This window comes from Microvirga sp. VF16, assembly GCF_016864375.1.
Classification (GTDB): domain Bacteria; phylum Pseudomonadota; class Alphaproteobacteria; order Rhizobiales; family Beijerinckiaceae; genus Microvirga.
On the sequence record NZ_CP069354.1, the window covers coordinates 4746124 to 4761627 of the forward strand.

Here is a 15504-nt window from a genome sequence, read left to right on the forward strand (position 1 = left end):
CAGCCCCGAAGCACGAATGCACAGGATAACGATGGCGGACCAACCCCTTACCCCACCGCGGATATATCTGATCCGCATGGCGGTCTTCCTGGTTCTGGCGGGGTTTGTCGCCTTCATCCTCTACCGGCAGATCTGGGAAGCCTTCCAGGCCAATCCCGGCCTCAACGCCCTGATTCTGGGCGTGATGTTCATCGGCATCGTGCTCGCGATTCGGCAGGTCTGGCGCCTGTTTCCAGAGGTGCGATGGGTCAACACCCTCCGGCAGACCGAAGAAGGGCTGGTCGCCCCCTCCCCGCCGGTCCTGCTGGCGCCATTGGCCGCTCTTCTCGGCAACCGCCCCGGCCAATCCGGATTTTCCGTCGCGGCAACCCGCTCGGTCCTCGACTCCATCGGCGCGCGCCTCGATGAGAGCCGGGAGATCGTGCGCTATCTCGCCGGCCTCCTGGTTTTCTTAGGCCTTCTCGGCACCTTCTGGGGCCTGATTGACACGGTGGGCTCGGTCGGGCGCATCATCGCCTCGCTCCGCACCGGCCAGGATACCGCCGTTCTCTTCGACGAGCTGAAGAACTCGCTCGCCGGCCCTCTGCAGGGCATGGGCCTGTCCTTCTCGGCCTCGCTCTTCGGCTTGGCGGGCTCCCTCGTCCTCGGCTTCCTCGACCTTCAGGCCGGCCAGGCCCAGAGCCGCTTCTATACGGAGCTGGAGGACTGGCTCGCCACCTCGACCATGGATACGCCTACCGATGCTGCCCTGCGCCCTGGAGCCACCTCGCACGATCTGACGGTGGCCCTGAACCGGCTCACTGCCGCCGTCAATGATGGCGCGGGCGGGCGGGCGGCGACCCAGGCCATGGCGAACCTTGCCGAGGGCGTCCAGGGCCTTGTGCAGCACATGCGGGCGGAGCAGCAGATGATCCGCGACTGGGTCGAGGCCCAGGCCGCCCGTGAGAAGGAGTTGAAGCAGGTCCTCGACCGCCTCTCCCGTGAAAGGCTGCCCTGATGCCGGTCTCGAGCGCGGGAGGACGTCGGCGCGGACGCGGGGGGCAGATCAATTACTGGCCCGGCTTCGTGGACGCCCTGTCGACGCTGCTGCTCGCCATCATCTTCCTGATTTCGGTCTTCACGGTCGGGCAGTTCTTCCTGTCCCGCGAATTGTCGGGCCGCGACACGGTGCTCGACCGGCTGAACCGCCAGATCTCCGAACTCACCGATCTCCTCTCCCTGGAGCGCTCGAACCGGCGCAGTGTCGAAGATACGATTGCTTCTCTCCAGACGACGCTGCGCGCCAACGAGGCCGAGCGGGCGCGCCTGCAGAGCCTTCTCGACAGCGGCGGCGCGGCGCAGGTCCAGGCGCAGGAGCTGGGCACGCAGCTCGAAACCGAGCGCCAGGCCACTGGCCGGGCTCTGAGCCAGGTCGAGATCCTCAACCAGCAGATCGCCGCCATGCGCCGCCAGCTCGCGGCGTTGGAGGAGGCGCTCTCGGCGTCAGAGAACCGGGACAAGGAGAGCCAGGCCCGCATCGCCGATCTCGGCAGCCGCCTCAACGTGGCCTTGGCCCAGCGCGTGCAGGAACTCGCCCGCTACCGGTCGGACTTTTTCGGGCGCCTCAGGCAGATCCTCGGTAATCGCCCCGATGTGCGCATCGTCGGTGACCGCTTCGTGTTCCAGTCCGAGGTGCTCTTCCCGGCAGGCCAGGCGACTCTGCGCCCGGAGGCTTCTGGTGAGATCGACCGCATCGCCTCGGCCCTGGTCGAGCTGGAGCGCCAGGTTCCGCCGGATATCCCCTGGGTGATTCGCGTCGATGGCCACACCGATCAGCGCCCCATCAACACGGCGCAATTTCCGTCAAACTGGGCCCTGTCCTCTGCCCGCGCCATCGCCGTGGTGCAGGCGCTGATCGCCCGTGGCGTCCAGCCCCAACACCTCGTCGCCGCCGGCTTCGGCGAGTTCCAGCCCCTCGACAACGGCACCACGGAAGAAGCCTTTGGCCGCAACCGGCGCATCGAGCTGAAACTCACGGAACGGTGAGGCGCGCGAAACGATCGGTTGCTGCGACGATGCTCTCCGTCATGCCGGGATCGCGCGCATCGTGCCCGGCCGCGCCGACGACGATCAGCTCGCTGCCCGGCCAATTCTGCTGAAGCGTCCAGGGCGTGACGAGCGGGCCGCCGATATCGAGGCGGCCGTGGATCAGGATACCGGGAATGCCGGCAAGACGGCTCGCATTCCGAACCAGGGCGTCGTCTTCGAGCCAAGCCCTGTGCCGCCAGTAATGGGTGACGAGCCGCGCGAAGCCCAGCCGGAAGGCAGGATCGTCATATCGGGGATGGGGCTTGTGGTCGGGATGCACCGCGACGATGGCCATTTCCCAGTCGCACCAGTCCCGCGCGGCCTTCTCGTGGATGGCGGGATCCGGGTCCATGAGGAGACGGTGATAGGCCTCGACGAGGCTCCCCTCCCGATCCGCCTCCGGGACGCCTGCCCGAAAAAGCTGCCATGCCTCGGGAAAGAAGGCGCCGACGCCGCGGGTGATCCACTCGATTTCCGATGCCGTGGTGGTGGCGATGCTGAACAGCACCATTTCAATCACGCGCGCGGGATGCCGCTCGGCGTAAGCGAGCGCCAGGGTCGAGCCCCAGGATCCGCCGAGCACCAGCCATCGTTCGATTCCGAGATGCCGCCGCAGGCGCTCGATATCGGCCAGCAGATGCACCGTCGTGTTCGTGGAGAGATCGATGTCCGGAGCGCTGGCGTGCGGCGTGCTCCGCCCGCTCCCGCGCTGATCGAACAGCACGATGCGATAGGCGCTCGGACCAAAATAACGCCGCGCATTCACGGTGCAGCCGGAACCGGGACCGCCATGGAGAACGAGGGCGGGCTTTCCGGCAGGATTGCCGCAGGTCTCCCAATAGACGCGATGCCCGTCGCCCACGTCGAGCATGCCGGAATCGTAGGGCTCAAGGGGTGGGTAAAGGTCGGGCATGAGCCTGTTTATCATGCCCGGATTGCCACGCTAGGTCCGGCTGAAAGCGAGGCGGCAGGTCTCCGCCTACCTCTTGCCCAAAGCCTGCGCGACGTCGTGGACTTGGTCGCCGACGCGGCGGATGGTTTCGACCACCTGCCGGCGCGGGACGTTCCAGCGGTCCGACCAGTACTGGAGATCCCACGGCTCAAGGATGTTGATGCGGGGCGAGTCCTGGGGATGTCTCCTGCTGACCACCATGCGCCTCCTCCCAGCCGGACGAATCGCTCATGCCGGTCCTGTCTCTCACGAAAGCATGGCAAACATGGGTCCTCTGGGCGCGCTACTCCGCCGCCTCGATATGGCCCGTCGCGCTCGTGAACTGGAGCCGGGCCAGGCGGGCATAGAGGCCGCCCGCGGCAAGGAGCGACTCGTGCGTGCCCTCCTCAACGATCACACCCTTGTCCATGACCAGGATGCGGTCGGCGGAGCGCACGGTGGCGAGGCGGTGGGCGATGACCAGGGTGGTGCGCCCCTCCATCAGCCGGTCGAGGGCGGTCTGGACTTTGCGCTCGCTCTCAGCGTCCAGCGCTGAGGTCGCCTCGTCGAGCAGCAGGATCGGGGCGTCCTTCAGGATGGCGCGGGCAATGGCCAAGCGCTGCCGTTGGCCGCCGGACAGGGTCACGCCACGCTCTCCTATCATGGTCCAATAGCCCTCCGGCAGGGCCTGAATGAAGCCGTCGGCGGAGGCGAGCTCGGCGGCGCGCCGGACATCCTCTTCGCTGGCCTCCGGGCGGCCGTAGCGGATGTTGTCGAGCACGGATGCTGCAAAGATAGTCGGCTCCTGCGGCACCAGGGCCATGCGGGCGCGCAAGGTGAAGGGATCGGCCTCGGTGACCGGCACGCCATCGACCCAGATGGTGCCGCCCTGCGGATCGTAGAAGCGCAGGAGCAGCTGCAGGATCGTGCTCTTGCCGGCGCCGGAAGGGCCGACGATAGCGACCCGTTCGCCGGAGGAAACGGTCAGGCTCAGGCCGTGCAGGGCTCTCTGTTCGGAGCGGGTCGGATAGGCAAAATGCACATCCTGGAAGGCTACGGTGCCAAGCGGCGGATTGGGCAGCGGCTTGGGGTTGCGGGGCCGCTCGATAGCGGGCTTCGCCGCCAGGATCTCGCCGAGGCGCTCGGCCGCACCCGCCGCCTGGGCCAGTTCGCCATAGACTTCGGAGAGCTGGCCGAGCGAGCTTGCGGCAAAGACCGCATAGAGCACGAACTGTGACAGGCGCCCGCCCGTCATCTCTCCCGCGAGCACGTCCTGCGCGCCGTACCAGAGCACGCCGACCACGCTGGCCGAGACCAGGAAGATGCCCGCGCCTGTCAGGAAGGCTCGCATGGTGGTGGAGAGCCTGGCTGCGCCGAAAGCTTCCTCGGCTGCAGCGGTGAAGCGGGAGGCGGTGAAGCTTTCCATGCCGAAGGCCTGCATGGTCCGCACCGCGCCGATGGCCTCCGCCGCATAGGCCGAGGCATCGGCGAGGCGATCCTGCGCTGCCCGCGAACGCCGCCGCACGGCCCGGCCGGAAAACACCAGGGGCAGGACAATGACTGGAATGGCGAGGAGTACGAGCGCCGAGAGCTTCGGGCTCGTAATGATCATGAGCACCGTCGCGCCAAGAAAAAGAAAGAGATTCCGCAGCGCGATCGAGATGCTGACCCCGAAGGCCGACTTGACCTGCGTGGTGTCGGCCGTGAGCCGCGAGACGATTTCGCCGCTCTTGGTCTGATCGAAAAAGGCCGGGTCGAGGGAGGTCAGGTGCCGGAACACGGCGGAGCGTAAGTCCGCCACCACCCGCTCGCCGAGCGTGATAACGCAATAGTAACGAAGGGCACTGGCCAGGGCGAGGACACCCACCACCACGATCAGGAGGACGAAATAGGCGTTGATGTAGGCCCGTCCCTGCTCCGAGAAGCCGAAATCGATGACCCGGCGCACGGCGACGGGCACGACGAGCGTGGCCGCGGACGCCATCGCCAGGGCCACCAGCGCCGCCGCGATCCGTCCCTTGTAAGCCAGGCCGTAGGGAATGAGCGGCTTTAAGGCGCTGAGCGCAGCCTTGGGGCGGTTCTGCCCCTGGGAATGATCGGCCATGACACCTTCGTTTTCCGGAATCGGGATACCGGGCGGTTTAGCACCTTTGCCCCGGCTTGTTTCAAGGTCTTAAGTGAGGTATAGGCGCGCATTCATCAATTCAGGCTCGATCTCAACATTGCGGGCTGACCAGATCCGGCTGGCCGCAAGAAGGACTATGGCAATGGCGCGCAAAGAAACCGAACATCCCGATTACCACTTCATCAAAGTGGTCATGACCAACGGCACCGAGTACACCACCCGCTCGACCTACGGCAAAGAGGGCGACACCCTCAACCTCGACATCGACCCGAACACCCACCCGGCCTGGACCGGCGGTACGCAGCAGCTGCTCGACCGCGGCGGCCGTCTGTCGCGCTTCAACTCGAAGTTCGGCAACCTGGGCCTCGGCGGCAAGAAGTAAACCGGCGTCTCGCGCTGGATACTTTGAACCAGAATACAAAAAGCCCCGCTTCGGCGGGGCTTTTTCTTTGGCGGTGGGATTTTCACAGCCCTCATGAAGCGCCAGGAACCCTCCTCCCCCTTGTGGGGAGGAGTTGGAGGTGGGGGTATGAGCGCCACGCTGGTCCAGTTCAGCGCCGGCCCCCTTGGTCCCTCCCACAAGGGGGAGGGAAATAGCGCCTGCACCTCAGTAATGATGTGTCATACCAAGTCTCCGAAGGGTTGACTCTTTTGAGTGTGGCGCAGACTTGGCGGGTCCCTGTCCTTACTTGTCCCGCCGTCCCCAGGTGCTCACGACATCGCCCCGCAAGCTCCTGCGCGAGCTTGTTCGCGATCTCTGCGGGTGCCTACAAGGCATGCGGCGGCAAAATCGCGCAACGGGTCATCGTGTTCACGCCATTAGTTGGCACGAGGTGAAGCGCGCCGCACCAGTGACTTCTGTGAGGCGTCGTGTCCCCCGGCAGGGCACGGTACTGAATGTACCAGCGCGGAACACTGATCCAGACACCCCGCACGAGCATCTCGACACCGTCCGGTGTGACCCGGAATGGGGCGGCTACGCAATCGCTTTCGTCGCAGCACGGCACCCCCTGCCTGGTATAGACGCCGACGTAAATATCGTGGCTCTCGACGGGGCTCGGGGCAATGAGTACCGCGCTGGCGAGAACGGCGGCGAGGGTAATGTCGGGTAACCGTAATCCTGCGCCTACCGGTGCATGGCATCCAGCCCCAGCGTACGACGCGTGCCTGTTGGCTGCCATTTAATCCTCCCACGCTAATGGGGCTGGAGCACTATAGCATGGCCGCATCCGCAGGCATTAGGTTTCGCCCTCCGCGACTAGGCACATGAGTTTCGATCAACGAGACACGGTATCAGACGTACAGACCTGGAGACAGTCCGAACGAGAATCCTTACTCCGCCACTCCAAAAGCCCGTTGCAGCATGCCGAGCTGGGTCGCAACCGGGTTGGGAGCGGAGGGCCGAGGGGCCTCACCCGCCTCGGCGATAAGGCGTTCGAGATGGAGGATCCGGGCGTGGAGCCGGGTCGCGAGGCCCATTAACTCCCGCAGGCGGGCGGGAAGTGCCTCGTATTCGGTGATGGTCGTCGCGGTGTCGTGCGAGTTCAGGCGGACGCGGTTCTTCTCCAACTGGGCCTGATCGGAGGAGATTTCCCCTTCCGCCACGGCGCGCTGCAGCAGGAGCCAGGAGGCGACCTGCATCAGGCGGGTGGTGAGCCGCATGCTCTCGCTGGCATAGACGAGGCTTTCCTGGCGCGGCAGGTTGCGGGATTCCTCGCGGCCCGGACCATCGAGATAGGCGGCGGTTTCCTCGATGAGCTCCATGCCCTCCTGGAAGAGGGCTCTGAAGGCCTCGGAACCCACGAAGCTCTGCCCGAACCGGACAGGATCGACGTCGAGCTGGATCACGTCGGATTCGTTCACGCACATCTCCCAAAACCTGTCCTCCGCCTGAAATTGTCGGAGGTTTTGAACTGTTGGGATGATTATAGGACGGTCCGATCGGACTTGCCTCGGTAACCTCTTCTTAAGGTTAAACGCGAGATCGCATAAAAATCGAGCCGCTCGGAGCGGCTCTTCAAGTCTAACAGGGAAGCGTCGAACAGAGTGGGCTTCAGAGCCACTCGGCATCCAGGGAGAGACCTGGATGCCCGATTCCTATCCGAGAATGGTTAACGCGCCGTTAAGGACGTTTCCTCGTTACAATAACCTCAACCCTGGCTGAGCTTGAAGAAAGCGCTCGCGGCAGCGCGGGAGTTTTCCTTTCTGGCCCTCGCCTCCTTGAGGCGGGCGATCTCCTGCTCCAGCATTTCGACGCGCTCGTCGAGCTCGTCGATGGAGAGCATCGAGAGATCCTGGCCGATCTCGTGCCCGCTCATGATCTGGCGCGGTTCATCGGCGAAGGGATCGAGGGCCATGGCATTCTCCTCTTCAACTGTTGATCGTGAATTTAATCCGGCATGTATTCCTTGCCAACGGGGCCTATATCTCGGGAGCTTGTTGACCAAAGGAGGGAAAAATGGGGCAAACTCCGGACATGATGCGCGCCGTGGTCGCCGAGGGGAGCGGCGGGCCTGAGGTTCTCAAGGTCGTCCAGCGTCCGGTTCCCAAGCCCAAAGAGGGCGAGATCCTGGTGCGTGTGAAGGTGGCGGGTGTGAACCGCCCCGACGTGATCCAGCGGCAGGGTGGCTATCCCCCTCCTCCCGGGGCCCCGGATATTCTCGGGCTCGAGATCGCCGGCGAGGTGGTGGCCACGGGCCACAACGCCGCGCGGTTTGCCATTGGCGACCCGGTCATGGCTTTGGTGCCCGGCGGGGGCTATGCCGATTACGCCGTCGTCCACGAGAGCAACGTCCTTCCGATTCCCGCCGGCCTGTCTTTCGAGGAAGCCGGCGCCATCCCGGAAACCTATTTCACTGTCTGGACCAACGTGTTCGACCGGGGTCGCCTGCAACCGGGCGAAACGCTGCTGATCCATGGCGGGACCTCCGGCATCGGCACCACGGCGATCCAGCTCGCCAAGGCCTTCGGCGCTACGGTCATCGCCACGGCCGGCAGCCGAGAAAAATGCGAGGCCTGCCTGAAGCTCGGCGCGGATGTGGCGATCAACTACCGGAGCCAGGATTTCGTCGCAGTCGTGAAGGAAACGACCGGAGGCCGCGGCGCGGACGTGATCCTCGACATGGTCGGCGGCGACTACATTCCACGGAACTACGAAGCAGCGGCGCAGGATGGCCGGATCGTGCAGATCGCCTTCCTTCAGAGCCCGAAAGCCGAGGTCGATTTCCGCCGTCTGATGGTCAAGCGGCTCACCCACACGGGTTCGACCCTGCGCCCCCGCTCGCCGGCGGAAAAGGCCGAGATTGCCGAAGCGCTCGAAGACAAGGTCTGGCCGCTCCTGATGCAGGGCCGGTGCCGGCCGGTGATGGATTCGAGCTTTGCCTTCGAGGATGTGGGCAAGGCCCATGCCCGCATGGACGGCGGCGAGCATATCGGCAAGATCGTTCTCATCCTCTAGCGCTTCGGATCGATCGCGAAGTGGTGTCCACTTTTGGGACTCATGCTCTAAAATTTGCAACATCTCGGCACGATCCCTATAATCATCTCGTTTCCCTCACATCGTGAGACGAGATGCTCCGGTCCGGGCCGGTTCGGAGCGCGAGAGAGTTTTGCCGTGCGGCGCCGAAATGTCCGGCGCCCGGCCTGAAGGAGGTTCACTTAATGTCCCAGGGACCGTTGATGCCGAAGGCGACAGCCGTTTGGCTCGTCGAAAATACATCTTTGTCGTTCGATCAGATCGCCGATTTCTGCAAGCTCCACCCGCTCGAGGTGAAGGGCATTGCCGACGGCGAAGTCGCGGCCGGCATCAAGGGCCTCGACCCGGTGACCACGGGCCAGCTGACCCGTGAAGAAATTGAGAAGGCCCAGAAGGACCCGAACCACCACCTCCGGCTCGCCGAGTCGCGGGTGAAGCTGCCCGAGCAGAAGCGGGTCAAGAAGGGACCGCGCTACACCCCCGTGTCCCGCCGCCACGACCGCCCGAACGCGATCCTCTGGCTCGTGCGCAACCATCCTGAGCTGAAGGACGCGCAGATCATGCGTCTGGTGGGCACCACCAAGACCACGATCCAGCAGGTCCGCGACCGCACCCACTGGAACTCGGCCAGCCTCTCGCCGATGGACCCGGTAACGCTCGGCCTGTGCTCGCAGATCGATCTCGATTTCGAGGTGCAGCGCGCCGCCAAGGACCGTCCGCACGTGGAGCCCCAGGAGCATGGCGGCACCCTCATGCCGGCGGAGATCTCCACGGCTCCCGAGCGCGTTGACCCCTTCGCCGACATGAGCCGTCCGAAGCCGGCCGAAGAAGAGACCATCGACGTCAACTCGGTCTTCGCCAAGCTCAAGCAGCTCAAGCGCGACGACGAGGACGAGGAATAAGATTTTTCACGAAAAAGGCCCGGAGCGCTCCGGGCCTTTTTTGTTTTCATGGAATGTCATCCCGGGCGGCAAAGCCGATCCGGGATCGCGAGACGAGTAAAGCGCTGGAACCCTCTCCCCCACAGGGAGGGGACCTGCACCACGCTTCGAAATGGTGGCGCACTTAACCCGGCCGTTTCGGCTGCCGCCGGCGCGGCTTCGCCGGCCTGTCGCGGTTACGCTCGAAGCTTGCCTTGGCTCCGACGGCATCAGATCGAGCCGCGCTGCGCTGATCCTTGGCGGCCCGATGCGCCAGCGCCTTCTCATCGTCTCCGAGGGCCTGTGCCAGCAGAGCTTCGAAACGGGCCTGTTCGTCCTCTTCCGGCTTCGTCATTCGTAAGCCCTTTTACCCTACAAGTCCCCTCGCCCGCAGCACGTCCCCGATCTCGGTCAGGATCATGGGATCGTCGATGGTCGCGGGCGTCGACCAGGCGTCGCCATCGGCAATCTTCTTCATGGTGCCGCGCAGAATCTTGCCCGAGCGGGTCTTGGGCAGGCGGGCGACGGTGATCGCGAGCTTGAAGGCGGCCACGGGGCCGATCTTCTCGCGCACCAGGGCCACGAGCTCCGCCTCGATCTCCTCGGGCAGCCGGTCGATGCCGGATTTGAGCACCACGAAGCCGCAGGGCACCTCACCTTTGAGCGGGTCCTTCATGCCGATGACGGCGCATTCCGCCACAGCCGGATGGGAGGCCAGCACCTCCTCCATGCCGCCGGTCGAGAGGCGATGCCCGGCGACGTTGATGATGTCGTCGGTGCGGCCCATGACCCAGATATAACCGTCCTCGTCGAGATAGCCCGCGTCCGAGGTGTTGTAGTAGCCGGGATAGACTGAAAGATAGGATTCCCGGAACCGCTGATCCGCATGCCAGAGGGTCGGCAGGGCACCGGGCGGCAGCGGCAGCTTGATGACGATGGCGCCCATGGTGTTGGGAGCGACGGGTTTGCCGCCCTCGTCCAGCACGTCGAGGGTATAGCCCGGCATCGGCACCGTGGGAGAGCCGTGCTTCACGGGAAGCGCACCGAGTCCCAGCGGGTTGCCGGCCACGGGCCAGCCGGTCTCCGTCTGCCACCAATGGTCGATGACGGGTACGCCCAGGATATCCTCGGCCCATTTGACCGTGTCGGGATCGGCCCGCTCGCCGGCCAGGAACAGGGCGCGAAACGCGGAGAGATCATATTTTTCCAGGAGTTCCGCCTTCGGGTCCTCCTTCTTGATGGCGCGAAAGGCCGTAGGCGCCGTGAAGAGGGTCACGACCCCATGATCCGAGATCACACGCCAATAGGCGCCCGCATCCGGCGTGCCCACCGGCTTGCCCTCGTAGAGGATGGCGGTACAGCCATGGAGAAGCGGCCCGTAGACGATGTAGGAATGGCCGACGACCCAGCCCACATCGGACGCGGCCCAGAACACCTCGCCCGGCTTCACGCCGAAGAAGTGGCCCATCGACCATTTGAGCGCGACCATGTAGCCGCCGTTGTCGCGCACCACGCCCTTCGGGACGCCGGTGGTGCCCGAGGTGTAGAGCACGTAGAGCGGATCGGTCGCCGCCACCGGCACGCATTCGGCCTTGCGGCCCTCGGCTCTCGCCGCATCGACCGCGTTCGCCCAATCCCGGTCGCGGCCTTCATTGAGATCGCAGGCGAGCTGCGGACGCTGGAAGACGAGGCAGGCTTCCGGCTTCGACACGGAGAGCGCGATCGCCTCGTCGAGCAGCGGCTTGTAGGGAATGACGCGGGCGCCCTCAATGCCGCAGGAAGCGGAGAGGACGATCTTTGGCTTGGCGTCGTCGATGCGCGTCGCCAACTCCTTCGCGGCGAATCCGCCGAAGACCACCGAATGGATCGCGCCGATGCGGGCGCAGGCCAGCATCGCGAAACTCGTCTCTGGGATCATCGGCATGTAGATGACGACGCGGTCGCCCTTCGTGACGCCCATCTCCTGCAGCACGGCCGCGAGCGTCGCCACCTCGTCCTGCAGTTCGGCATAGGTGATGCTGCGCTTCGTGTTGGTGACCGGGCTGTCGTAGATGATCGCGGCCTGATCGCCGCGCATCGCCACATGCCGGTCGACGGCGTTGTAGCAGGTGTTGCATTCCGCGCCGACGAACCAGTGGCCGTAGATGCCGGCCTGCGGGTCGAACACCTTGCCGGCCGGCTTGATCCAGTCGATCTCCCGCGCGGCCTCCTCCCAGAAGCCCACCGGATCGGATTGCCATCCGGCATAAACCTCGTGATAGCGACTTTGGGTTGATGACATGGCGTTCCCCGTTGCGTTCACGGCATGAGACTTCAAGCGCCTGCTGTGGTAGCAGGCCACCAAGCCGTGGTCAGGGGCGACTTTCGGTGAGTCGACTTTCGGCGAGTGCCTTCGTGATTACCGATCCTCTCTTCTATGCCGCCGCCATTCCCGCGGTGATCCTGCTCGGGCTCGCCAAGGGCGGCTTCTCGGGTCTCGGCGCGCTCTCGCTGCCGCTGATGGCGCTGGTGGTCTCGCCCGTGCAGGCCGCCGCCATTACGCTGCCGATCCTGATCGTCCAGGACGTGGTATCCGTCTGGGCCTACCGACACACCTGGGATCGCCGCAACGTCGTGATCATGGTCCTGGGCGCGACATCGGGCATTCTCACGGGCTATCTCCTGGCCGCCCAAGTATCCGATGCCGCGGTCAAGCTGGTGGTCGGAGTCATTTCGGTGGCGTTTGCCGTTCGCCGCATCGTCGTGGAGCGCAGAGCGACCCCGCCGAAGCCTGCGCCGGCCGATGTGCCGCGCGGGATCTTCTGGGGCTGGGTGACGGGGTTTACCAGCATGATTGCCCATGCGGGCGGGCCGCCCTTCCAGATCTATGTGATGCCCCAGCGGCTGCCGCGCGACGTCTTCGTCGGCACGGGCGCCATCGTCTTCGCGCTCGTCAACTGGATTAAGGTGCCGCCCTATCTGGCGCTCGGGCAGTTCACGATGGAGAACATGGCCACCGCCGGAGCCCTGTTTCCGCTGGCCATCGCCTCGACCTGGGCCGGTGTCTTGCTCGTGCGGCGCGTTTCCGGGCAGTCGTTCTACACCGCCGTTTATGTCCTGCTGGTCTTCGTGGGCGCCAAGCTGATCTACGACGGCGCGGGTGCGATTCTTTGAGATATCTCAATGAAAAGCCGCCGCTCCTTCAGTGAAGCGACGGCTTCTTCGGGTGGGAAAATTTAAGGAATCGTTCGGCTAATGCAACGCCGTTTCAGAGCTTCTCAGCCGTGTGATCTCGTCCTTGAGTTGAAGCTTCTTTCGCTTGAGTTCTGCCAGCCTCATGTCATCTGCCGACGGTCTGTTGAGCGTATCCTGGATTTCGCGCTCGAGAGCCCGATGCTTCCGTTCCAGTTCCGTCAGGTGATTCTGCAGCGGCATGTCAGTTCCTCCTATTCGATCTACTGACGGGGAACATTGTGGCAGACAGAGTGTGGCGAGTCGAAGGCGAAATTCAAAGAATCGCGAGGTGAAGATGCGTGAGCGATCTTGCTCTCCACAGGGCCCAAGAGCATACTTCCGCCCCTCTTGGCCCGGCCGCAGGGCAGCCGGGTATCTAGCGCATCGTGCGGAAAAGTGGACCCGGTTTTCCGCGCCCGACGATGCGCCACTTAAGGGATTGAGCATCGGATCAATCCCAAAAGTGGAGTCCACTTTTGGGTCCGATGCTCTGGGTAATTTTTATGACCGAATTGGCTGAACTGGAAACGGAACTGGCCCGTCTCAAGCAGGAACACCGCGATCTCGACATGGCCATCGACGCTCTGGAGAGCATGGTTGCCGGAGACCAGCTACAGGTCCAGCGCCTGAAGAAGCGCAAGCTTGCCCTCAAGGACCAGATCATCCGGCTCGAAGATCAGCTCACCCCCGACATCATCGCCTGAGAAAGCCTTGCCTGGCTGGAGCGGCTTCGCTATTCCGGCTGGACAGTTAAGGCCCTTAAAGCCGGAGCCACGCCATGGCGCGTCCCCCCATTGCCATCATCATGGGCAGCCAGTCCGACTGGGCCACCATGCGCCATGCCGCCGAGACGCTCGATGCGCTCGGCGTTTCTTACGACACCCGTATCGTTTCCGCTCACCGCACCCCGGACCGGCTGGTGGCCTTCGCCAAGGGCGCCAAGGCGGAAGGCTTCCAGGTCATCATCGCCGGCGCCGGCGGAGCTGCCCACCTGCCCGGGATGACCGCCGCCATGACCCCCCTGCCCGTCTTCGGCGTGCCGGTGGAATCCAAGGCGCTCTCGGGCCAGGACAGCCTGCTCTCCATCGTGCAGATGCCCGCCGGCATCCCGGTGGGAACGCTCGCCATCGGCCGCGCAGGCGCCGTGAACGCGGCCCTGCTGGCCGCTGCCGTGCTGGCCCTGCACGATCCTGCCCTCGCTGAGCGCCTCAACGAATGGCGGAAGCGTCAGAGCGACAGCGTGGCCGAGCGCCCCTCCAACGAAGGCTAGAGTATGATCCGTCCCGGCTGCACCCTCGGCATTCTCGGCGGCGGCCAGCTCGGCCGCATGATCGCCATGGCGGCGGCGCAGCTGGGCCTGAAGACGCATATCTATGCGCCGGAGGAAAACAGCCCGGCTTTCGAGGTGGCGACCGAATACACCATCGCGGCCTATGAGGACGAAGCGAACCTGGTGCGCTTCGCCAAGGCCGTGGACGTGGTCACATACGAATTCGAGAACGTGCCGAGCGAAACGGCCGCGATCCTGAGCGCCCATGCTCTGCTTGCCCCCAATGCGCAGGCGCTGGCCGTGTCGCAGGACCGCTTTCTCGAAAAGAGCTTTATCGCCGGTCTCGGCATCGCGGTGGCGCCCTTCGCGCCCGTCTCCAGCGAGGCCGAGCTGGCCGAAGCCGTCGAGCGCATCGGTCGACCCGCTGTGCTCAAGACCCGCCGCTTCGGCTATGACGGCAAGGGGCAGGTGAAGATAACACCCGAGGCCGACCCCGTCGCGGCCTGGGAGGAGATCGGTTGCGCCGCCTCCATCCTGGAGGGCTTCGTGCCCTTCGAGCGGGAAGTGTCAGTCGTCGCCGCCCGCACCGCCTCTGGTGCCTTTGCGGCCTACGATCTGTGCGCCAACGAGCACCGCAACCATATCCTCGACACCACCCAGGTTCCGGCCGGCGTTTCGCCTGAGACCGAAAGCCAAGCCTTCCGGATCGCCCGCTCCATCGCCGAGGCTCTGGACTACGTGGGTGTGCTCGCAGTCGAGCTGTTTCTCGTCACCGAGGACGGTCAGGAGCGCCTCGTCGTCAATGAGATCGCCCCCCGGGTGCACAATTCCGGCCATTGGACGCTCGGTGGCGCCACGACCTCGCAATTCGAACAGCATGTGAGAGCGGTCTGCGGCTGGCCTCTGGGCGAGACCGCCCGCCTCGGCCGGGTCGAGATGAAGAACCTGATCGGGCACGATGCCGATGCCTGGGAGGAGATCCTGGCCGAGCCCGGTGCCCATCTCCACCTCTACGGCAAGACGGAGGCCCGGGCCGGGCGCAAGATGGGACATGTCACCCGGGTTTTTTCGGAACGAGGCTGAATCTTTTCGAACCGGGGCCGTTATCACCCTTGACCGGCGCTTTTCTTGAGGGGTAACCCTGGACAGGCAAGGCTTCTTCTGGTATCGACGCCGGCCAGTGAGAGGTGCGCATGACGGGCCTCGTTGTTTTTTATCACAATCGAAACGGTTCAAATACGAGGAATTCGCGTGCAGGTTCTTGTCCGGGATAACAACGTCGATCAGGCGCTCCGCGCTCTCAAGAAGAAGATGCAGCGTGAGGGCATCTTCCGCGAAATGAAGCTTCGCGGTCACTACGAGAAGCCGTCTGAGAAGAAGGCCCGCGAGAAGGCTGAGGCCGTTCGCCGCGCTCGTAAGCTGATCCGCAAGCGGATGCAGCGCGAAGGCCTGCTGCCTTCCAAGCCCCGCCCGACCCGCTAAGCTCTTCGAGCAGGCCTGAAA

Annotated in this window: 19 protein-coding genes; 10 read left to right on the forward strand and 9 right to left on the reverse strand. The window is 64.6% G+C overall.

What is annotated here, in order from left to right:
- Positions 1–31: 31 nt before the first annotated feature.
- Positions 32–997, forward strand: coding sequence for a flagellar motor protein MotA (locus JO965_RS22255; protein ID WP_203441150.1), 966 nt, complete (start codon positions 32–34; stop codon positions 995–997).
- Entirely contained in the window at positions 997–2025 is a 1029-nt protein-coding gene (locus JO965_RS22260) for a peptidoglycan -binding protein (protein WP_203441151.1), read from the forward strand. The genes JO965_RS22255 and JO965_RS22260 overlap by 1 nt, the downstream gene beginning before the upstream one ends.
- On the opposite strand, the gene pip is transcribed toward JO965_RS22260, so the two are convergent.
- The 3 genes from pip to JO965_RS22275 all read right to left on the reverse strand — a co-directional run bounded on the left by pip (position 2012) and on the right by JO965_RS22275 (position 5102).
- Complete coding sequence (pip, locus tag JO965_RS22265) at positions 2012–2980, reverse strand: prolyl aminopeptidase (RefSeq protein ID WP_203441152.1); 969 nt, start codon at positions 2978–2980, stop codon at positions 2012–2014. The two genes, JO965_RS22260 and pip, sit on opposite strands and share 14 nt — an antisense overlap.
- Positions 2981–3046: 66 nt before the next feature.
- Entirely contained in the window at positions 3047–3220 is a 174-nt protein-coding gene (locus JO965_RS22270) for a DUF3606 domain-containing protein (RefSeq protein ID WP_203441153.1), read from the reverse strand.
- Positions 3221–3302: 82 nt separating this feature from the next.
- On the reverse strand, positions 3303–5102 hold the full coding sequence (locus tag JO965_RS22275) for an ABC transporter transmembrane domain-containing protein (RefSeq protein WP_203441154.1): 1800 nt from the start codon (positions 5100–5102) through the stop codon (positions 3303–3305).
- A 163-nt stretch (positions 5103–5265) separates the two neighbouring features.
- Here JO965_RS22275 and rpmE point away from each other — a divergent pair, with 163 nt between their 5' ends.
- Positions 5266–5505, forward strand: a complete 240-nt coding sequence (gene rpmE / locus JO965_RS22280) for a 50S ribosomal protein L31 (RefSeq protein WP_203441155.1) — start codon at positions 5266–5268, stop codon at positions 5503–5505.
- Between the two features lie 385 nt (positions 5506–5890).
- Here the strand turns inward: rpmE and JO965_RS22285 are convergent, their stop codons facing one another.
- The 3 genes from JO965_RS22285 to JO965_RS22295 all read right to left on the reverse strand — a co-directional run bounded on the left by JO965_RS22285 (position 5891) and on the right by JO965_RS22295 (position 7480).
- On the reverse strand, positions 5891–6304 hold the full coding sequence (locus JO965_RS22285; protein WP_203441156.1) for a hypothetical protein: 414 nt from the start codon (positions 6302–6304) through the stop codon (positions 5891–5893).
- A 151-nt stretch (positions 6305–6455) separates the two neighbouring features.
- On the reverse strand, positions 6456–6992 hold the full coding sequence (locus JO965_RS22290; RefSeq protein WP_371826814.1) for a DUF1465 family protein: 537 nt from the start codon (positions 6990–6992) through the stop codon (positions 6456–6458).
- 281 nt (positions 6993–7273) lie between these two features.
- Positions 7274–7480 (reverse strand): DUF1192 domain-containing protein, encoded by a 207-nt coding sequence (locus JO965_RS22295; protein ID WP_203441158.1) that lies wholly within the window; start codon positions 7478–7480, stop codon positions 7274–7276.
- A 101-nt stretch (positions 7481–7581) separates the two neighbouring features.
- Between JO965_RS22295 and JO965_RS22300 the strand changes: the two genes are divergently transcribed.
- Positions 7582–8580, forward strand: a complete 999-nt coding sequence (locus JO965_RS22300) for an NAD(P)H-quinone oxidoreductase (protein ID WP_203441159.1) — start codon at positions 7582–7584, stop codon at positions 8578–8580.
- Between the two features lie 203 nt (positions 8581–8783).
- The gene (locus JO965_RS22305; protein ID WP_203441160.1) at positions 8784–9500 is read left to right on the forward strand and encodes a DUF1013 domain-containing protein; all 717 of its coding nucleotides are present in this window, start codon (positions 8784–8786) and stop codon (positions 9498–9500) included.
- 163 nt (positions 9501–9663) lie between these two features.
- Here JO965_RS22305 and JO965_RS22310 read toward each other — a convergent pair whose 3' ends face one another.
- Together JO965_RS22310 and JO965_RS22315 are read right to left on the reverse strand one after the other, a co-directional pair.
- On the reverse strand, positions 9664–9873 hold the full coding sequence (locus JO965_RS22310) for a hypothetical protein (protein WP_203441161.1): 210 nt from the start codon (positions 9871–9873) through the stop codon (positions 9664–9666).
- Between the two features lie 12 nt (positions 9874–9885).
- Positions 9886–11799 carry a propionyl-CoA synthetase gene (locus tag JO965_RS22315; protein ID WP_203441162.1) on the reverse strand — a complete coding sequence of 638 codons (1914 nt, stop codon included), beginning with the start codon at positions 11797–11799 and terminating at the stop codon, positions 9886–9888.
- An 86-nt stretch (positions 11800–11885) separates the two neighbouring features.
- Here JO965_RS22315 and JO965_RS22320 point away from each other — a divergent pair, with 86 nt between their 5' ends.
- Positions 11886–12671 carry a sulfite exporter TauE/SafE family protein gene (locus JO965_RS22320; RefSeq protein WP_246776650.1) on the forward strand — a complete coding sequence of 262 codons (786 nt, stop codon included), beginning with the start codon at positions 11886–11888 and terminating at the stop codon, positions 12669–12671.
- A gap of 78 nt (positions 12672–12749) precedes the next feature.
- Here JO965_RS22320 and JO965_RS22325 read toward each other — a convergent pair whose 3' ends face one another.
- On the reverse strand, positions 12750–12932 hold the full coding sequence (locus tag JO965_RS22325) for a YdcH family protein (protein ID WP_203441163.1): 183 nt from the start codon (positions 12930–12932) through the stop codon (positions 12750–12752).
- Positions 12933–13234: 302 nt separating this feature from the next.
- Here JO965_RS22325 and JO965_RS22330 point away from each other — a divergent pair, with 302 nt between their 5' ends.
- From JO965_RS22330 to rpsU, 4 genes are all read left to right on the forward strand, one after another.
- The gene (locus JO965_RS22330) at positions 13235–13435 is read left to right on the forward strand and encodes a YdcH family protein (RefSeq protein WP_203441164.1); all 201 of its coding nucleotides are present in this window, start codon (positions 13235–13237) and stop codon (positions 13433–13435) included.
- A 74-nt stretch (positions 13436–13509) separates the two neighbouring features.
- Positions 13510–14001: a 5-(carboxyamino)imidazole ribonucleotide mutase gene (purE, locus tag JO965_RS22335; protein WP_203441165.1), complete on the forward strand. Its 492-nt coding sequence runs from the start codon at positions 13510–13512 to the stop codon at positions 13999–14001.
- A 3-nt stretch (positions 14002–14004) separates the two neighbouring features.
- Entirely contained in the window at positions 14005–15084 is a 1080-nt protein-coding gene (locus JO965_RS22340) for a 5-(carboxyamino)imidazole ribonucleotide synthase (RefSeq protein WP_203441166.1), read from the forward strand.
- Between the two features lie 168 nt (positions 15085–15252).
- The gene (gene rpsU, locus JO965_RS22345) at positions 15253–15483 is read left to right on the forward strand and encodes a 30S ribosomal protein S21 (protein WP_009763401.1); all 231 of its coding nucleotides are present in this window, start codon (positions 15253–15255) and stop codon (positions 15481–15483) included.
- The last annotated feature ends 21 nt before the right edge of the window (positions 15484–15504 follow it).

What these genes read in the sequence shown, in the direction of transcription:
- JO965_RS22275 (WP_203441154.1), bottom strand. Translation starts at nt 5,102, where the DNA reads ATGGCCGATCATTCCCAGGGGCAGAACCGCCCCAAGGCTGCGCTCAGC.
- JO965_RS22340 (WP_203441166.1), top strand. Translation starts at nt 14,005, where the DNA reads ATGATCCGTCCCGGCTGCACCCTCGGCATTCTCGGCGGCGGCCAGCTC.
- JO965_RS22295 (WP_203441158.1), bottom strand. Translation starts at nt 7,480, where the DNA reads ATGGCCCTCGATCCCTTCGCCGATGAACCGCGCCAGATCATGAGCGGG.
- JO965_RS22255 (WP_203441150.1), top strand. Translation starts at nt 32, where the DNA reads ATGGCGGACCAACCCCTTACCCCACCGCGGATATATCTGATCCGCATG.
- pip (WP_203441152.1), bottom strand. Translation starts at nt 2,980, where the DNA reads ATGCCCGACCTTTACCCACCCCTTGAGCCCTACGATTCCGGCATGCTC.
- JO965_RS22315 (WP_203441162.1), bottom strand. Translation starts at nt 11,799, where the DNA reads ATGTCATCAACCCAAAGTCGCTATCACGAGGTTTATGCCGGATGGCAA.
- JO965_RS22270 (WP_203441153.1), bottom strand. Translation starts at nt 3,220, where the DNA reads ATGGTGGTCAGCAGGAGACATCCCCAGGACTCGCCCCGCATCAACATC.
- JO965_RS22310 (WP_203441161.1), bottom strand. Translation starts at nt 9,873, where the DNA reads ATGACGAAGCCGGAAGAGGACGAACAGGCCCGTTTCGAAGCTCTGCTG.
- rpmE (WP_203441155.1), top strand. Translation starts at nt 5,266, where the DNA reads ATGGCGCGCAAAGAAACCGAACATCCCGATTACCACTTCATCAAAGTG.
- purE (WP_203441165.1), top strand. Translation starts at nt 13,510, where the DNA reads ATGGCGCGTCCCCCCATTGCCATCATCATGGGCAGCCAGTCCGACTGG.
- JO965_RS22290 (WP_371826814.1), bottom strand. Translation starts at nt 6,992, where the DNA reads ATGTGCGTGAACGAATCCGACGTGATCCAGCTCGACGTCGATCCTGTC.
- JO965_RS22305 (WP_203441160.1), top strand. Translation starts at nt 8,784, where the DNA reads ATGTCCCAGGGACCGTTGATGCCGAAGGCGACAGCCGTTTGGCTCGTC.
- JO965_RS22330 (WP_203441164.1), top strand. Translation starts at nt 13,235, where the DNA reads ATGACCGAATTGGCTGAACTGGAAACGGAACTGGCCCGTCTCAAGCAG.
- JO965_RS22260 (WP_203441151.1), top strand. Translation starts at nt 997, where the DNA reads ATGCCGGTCTCGAGCGCGGGAGGACGTCGGCGCGGACGCGGGGGGCAG.
- JO965_RS22325 (WP_203441163.1), bottom strand. Translation starts at nt 12,932, where the DNA reads ATGCCGCTGCAGAATCACCTGACGGAACTGGAACGGAAGCATCGGGCT.
- JO965_RS22300 (WP_203441159.1), top strand. Translation starts at nt 7,582, where the DNA reads ATGGGGCAAACTCCGGACATGATGCGCGCCGTGGTCGCCGAGGGGAGC.
- JO965_RS22285 (WP_203441156.1), bottom strand. Translation starts at nt 6,304, where the DNA reads ATGGCAGCCAACAGGCACGCGTCGTACGCTGGGGCTGGATGCCATGCA.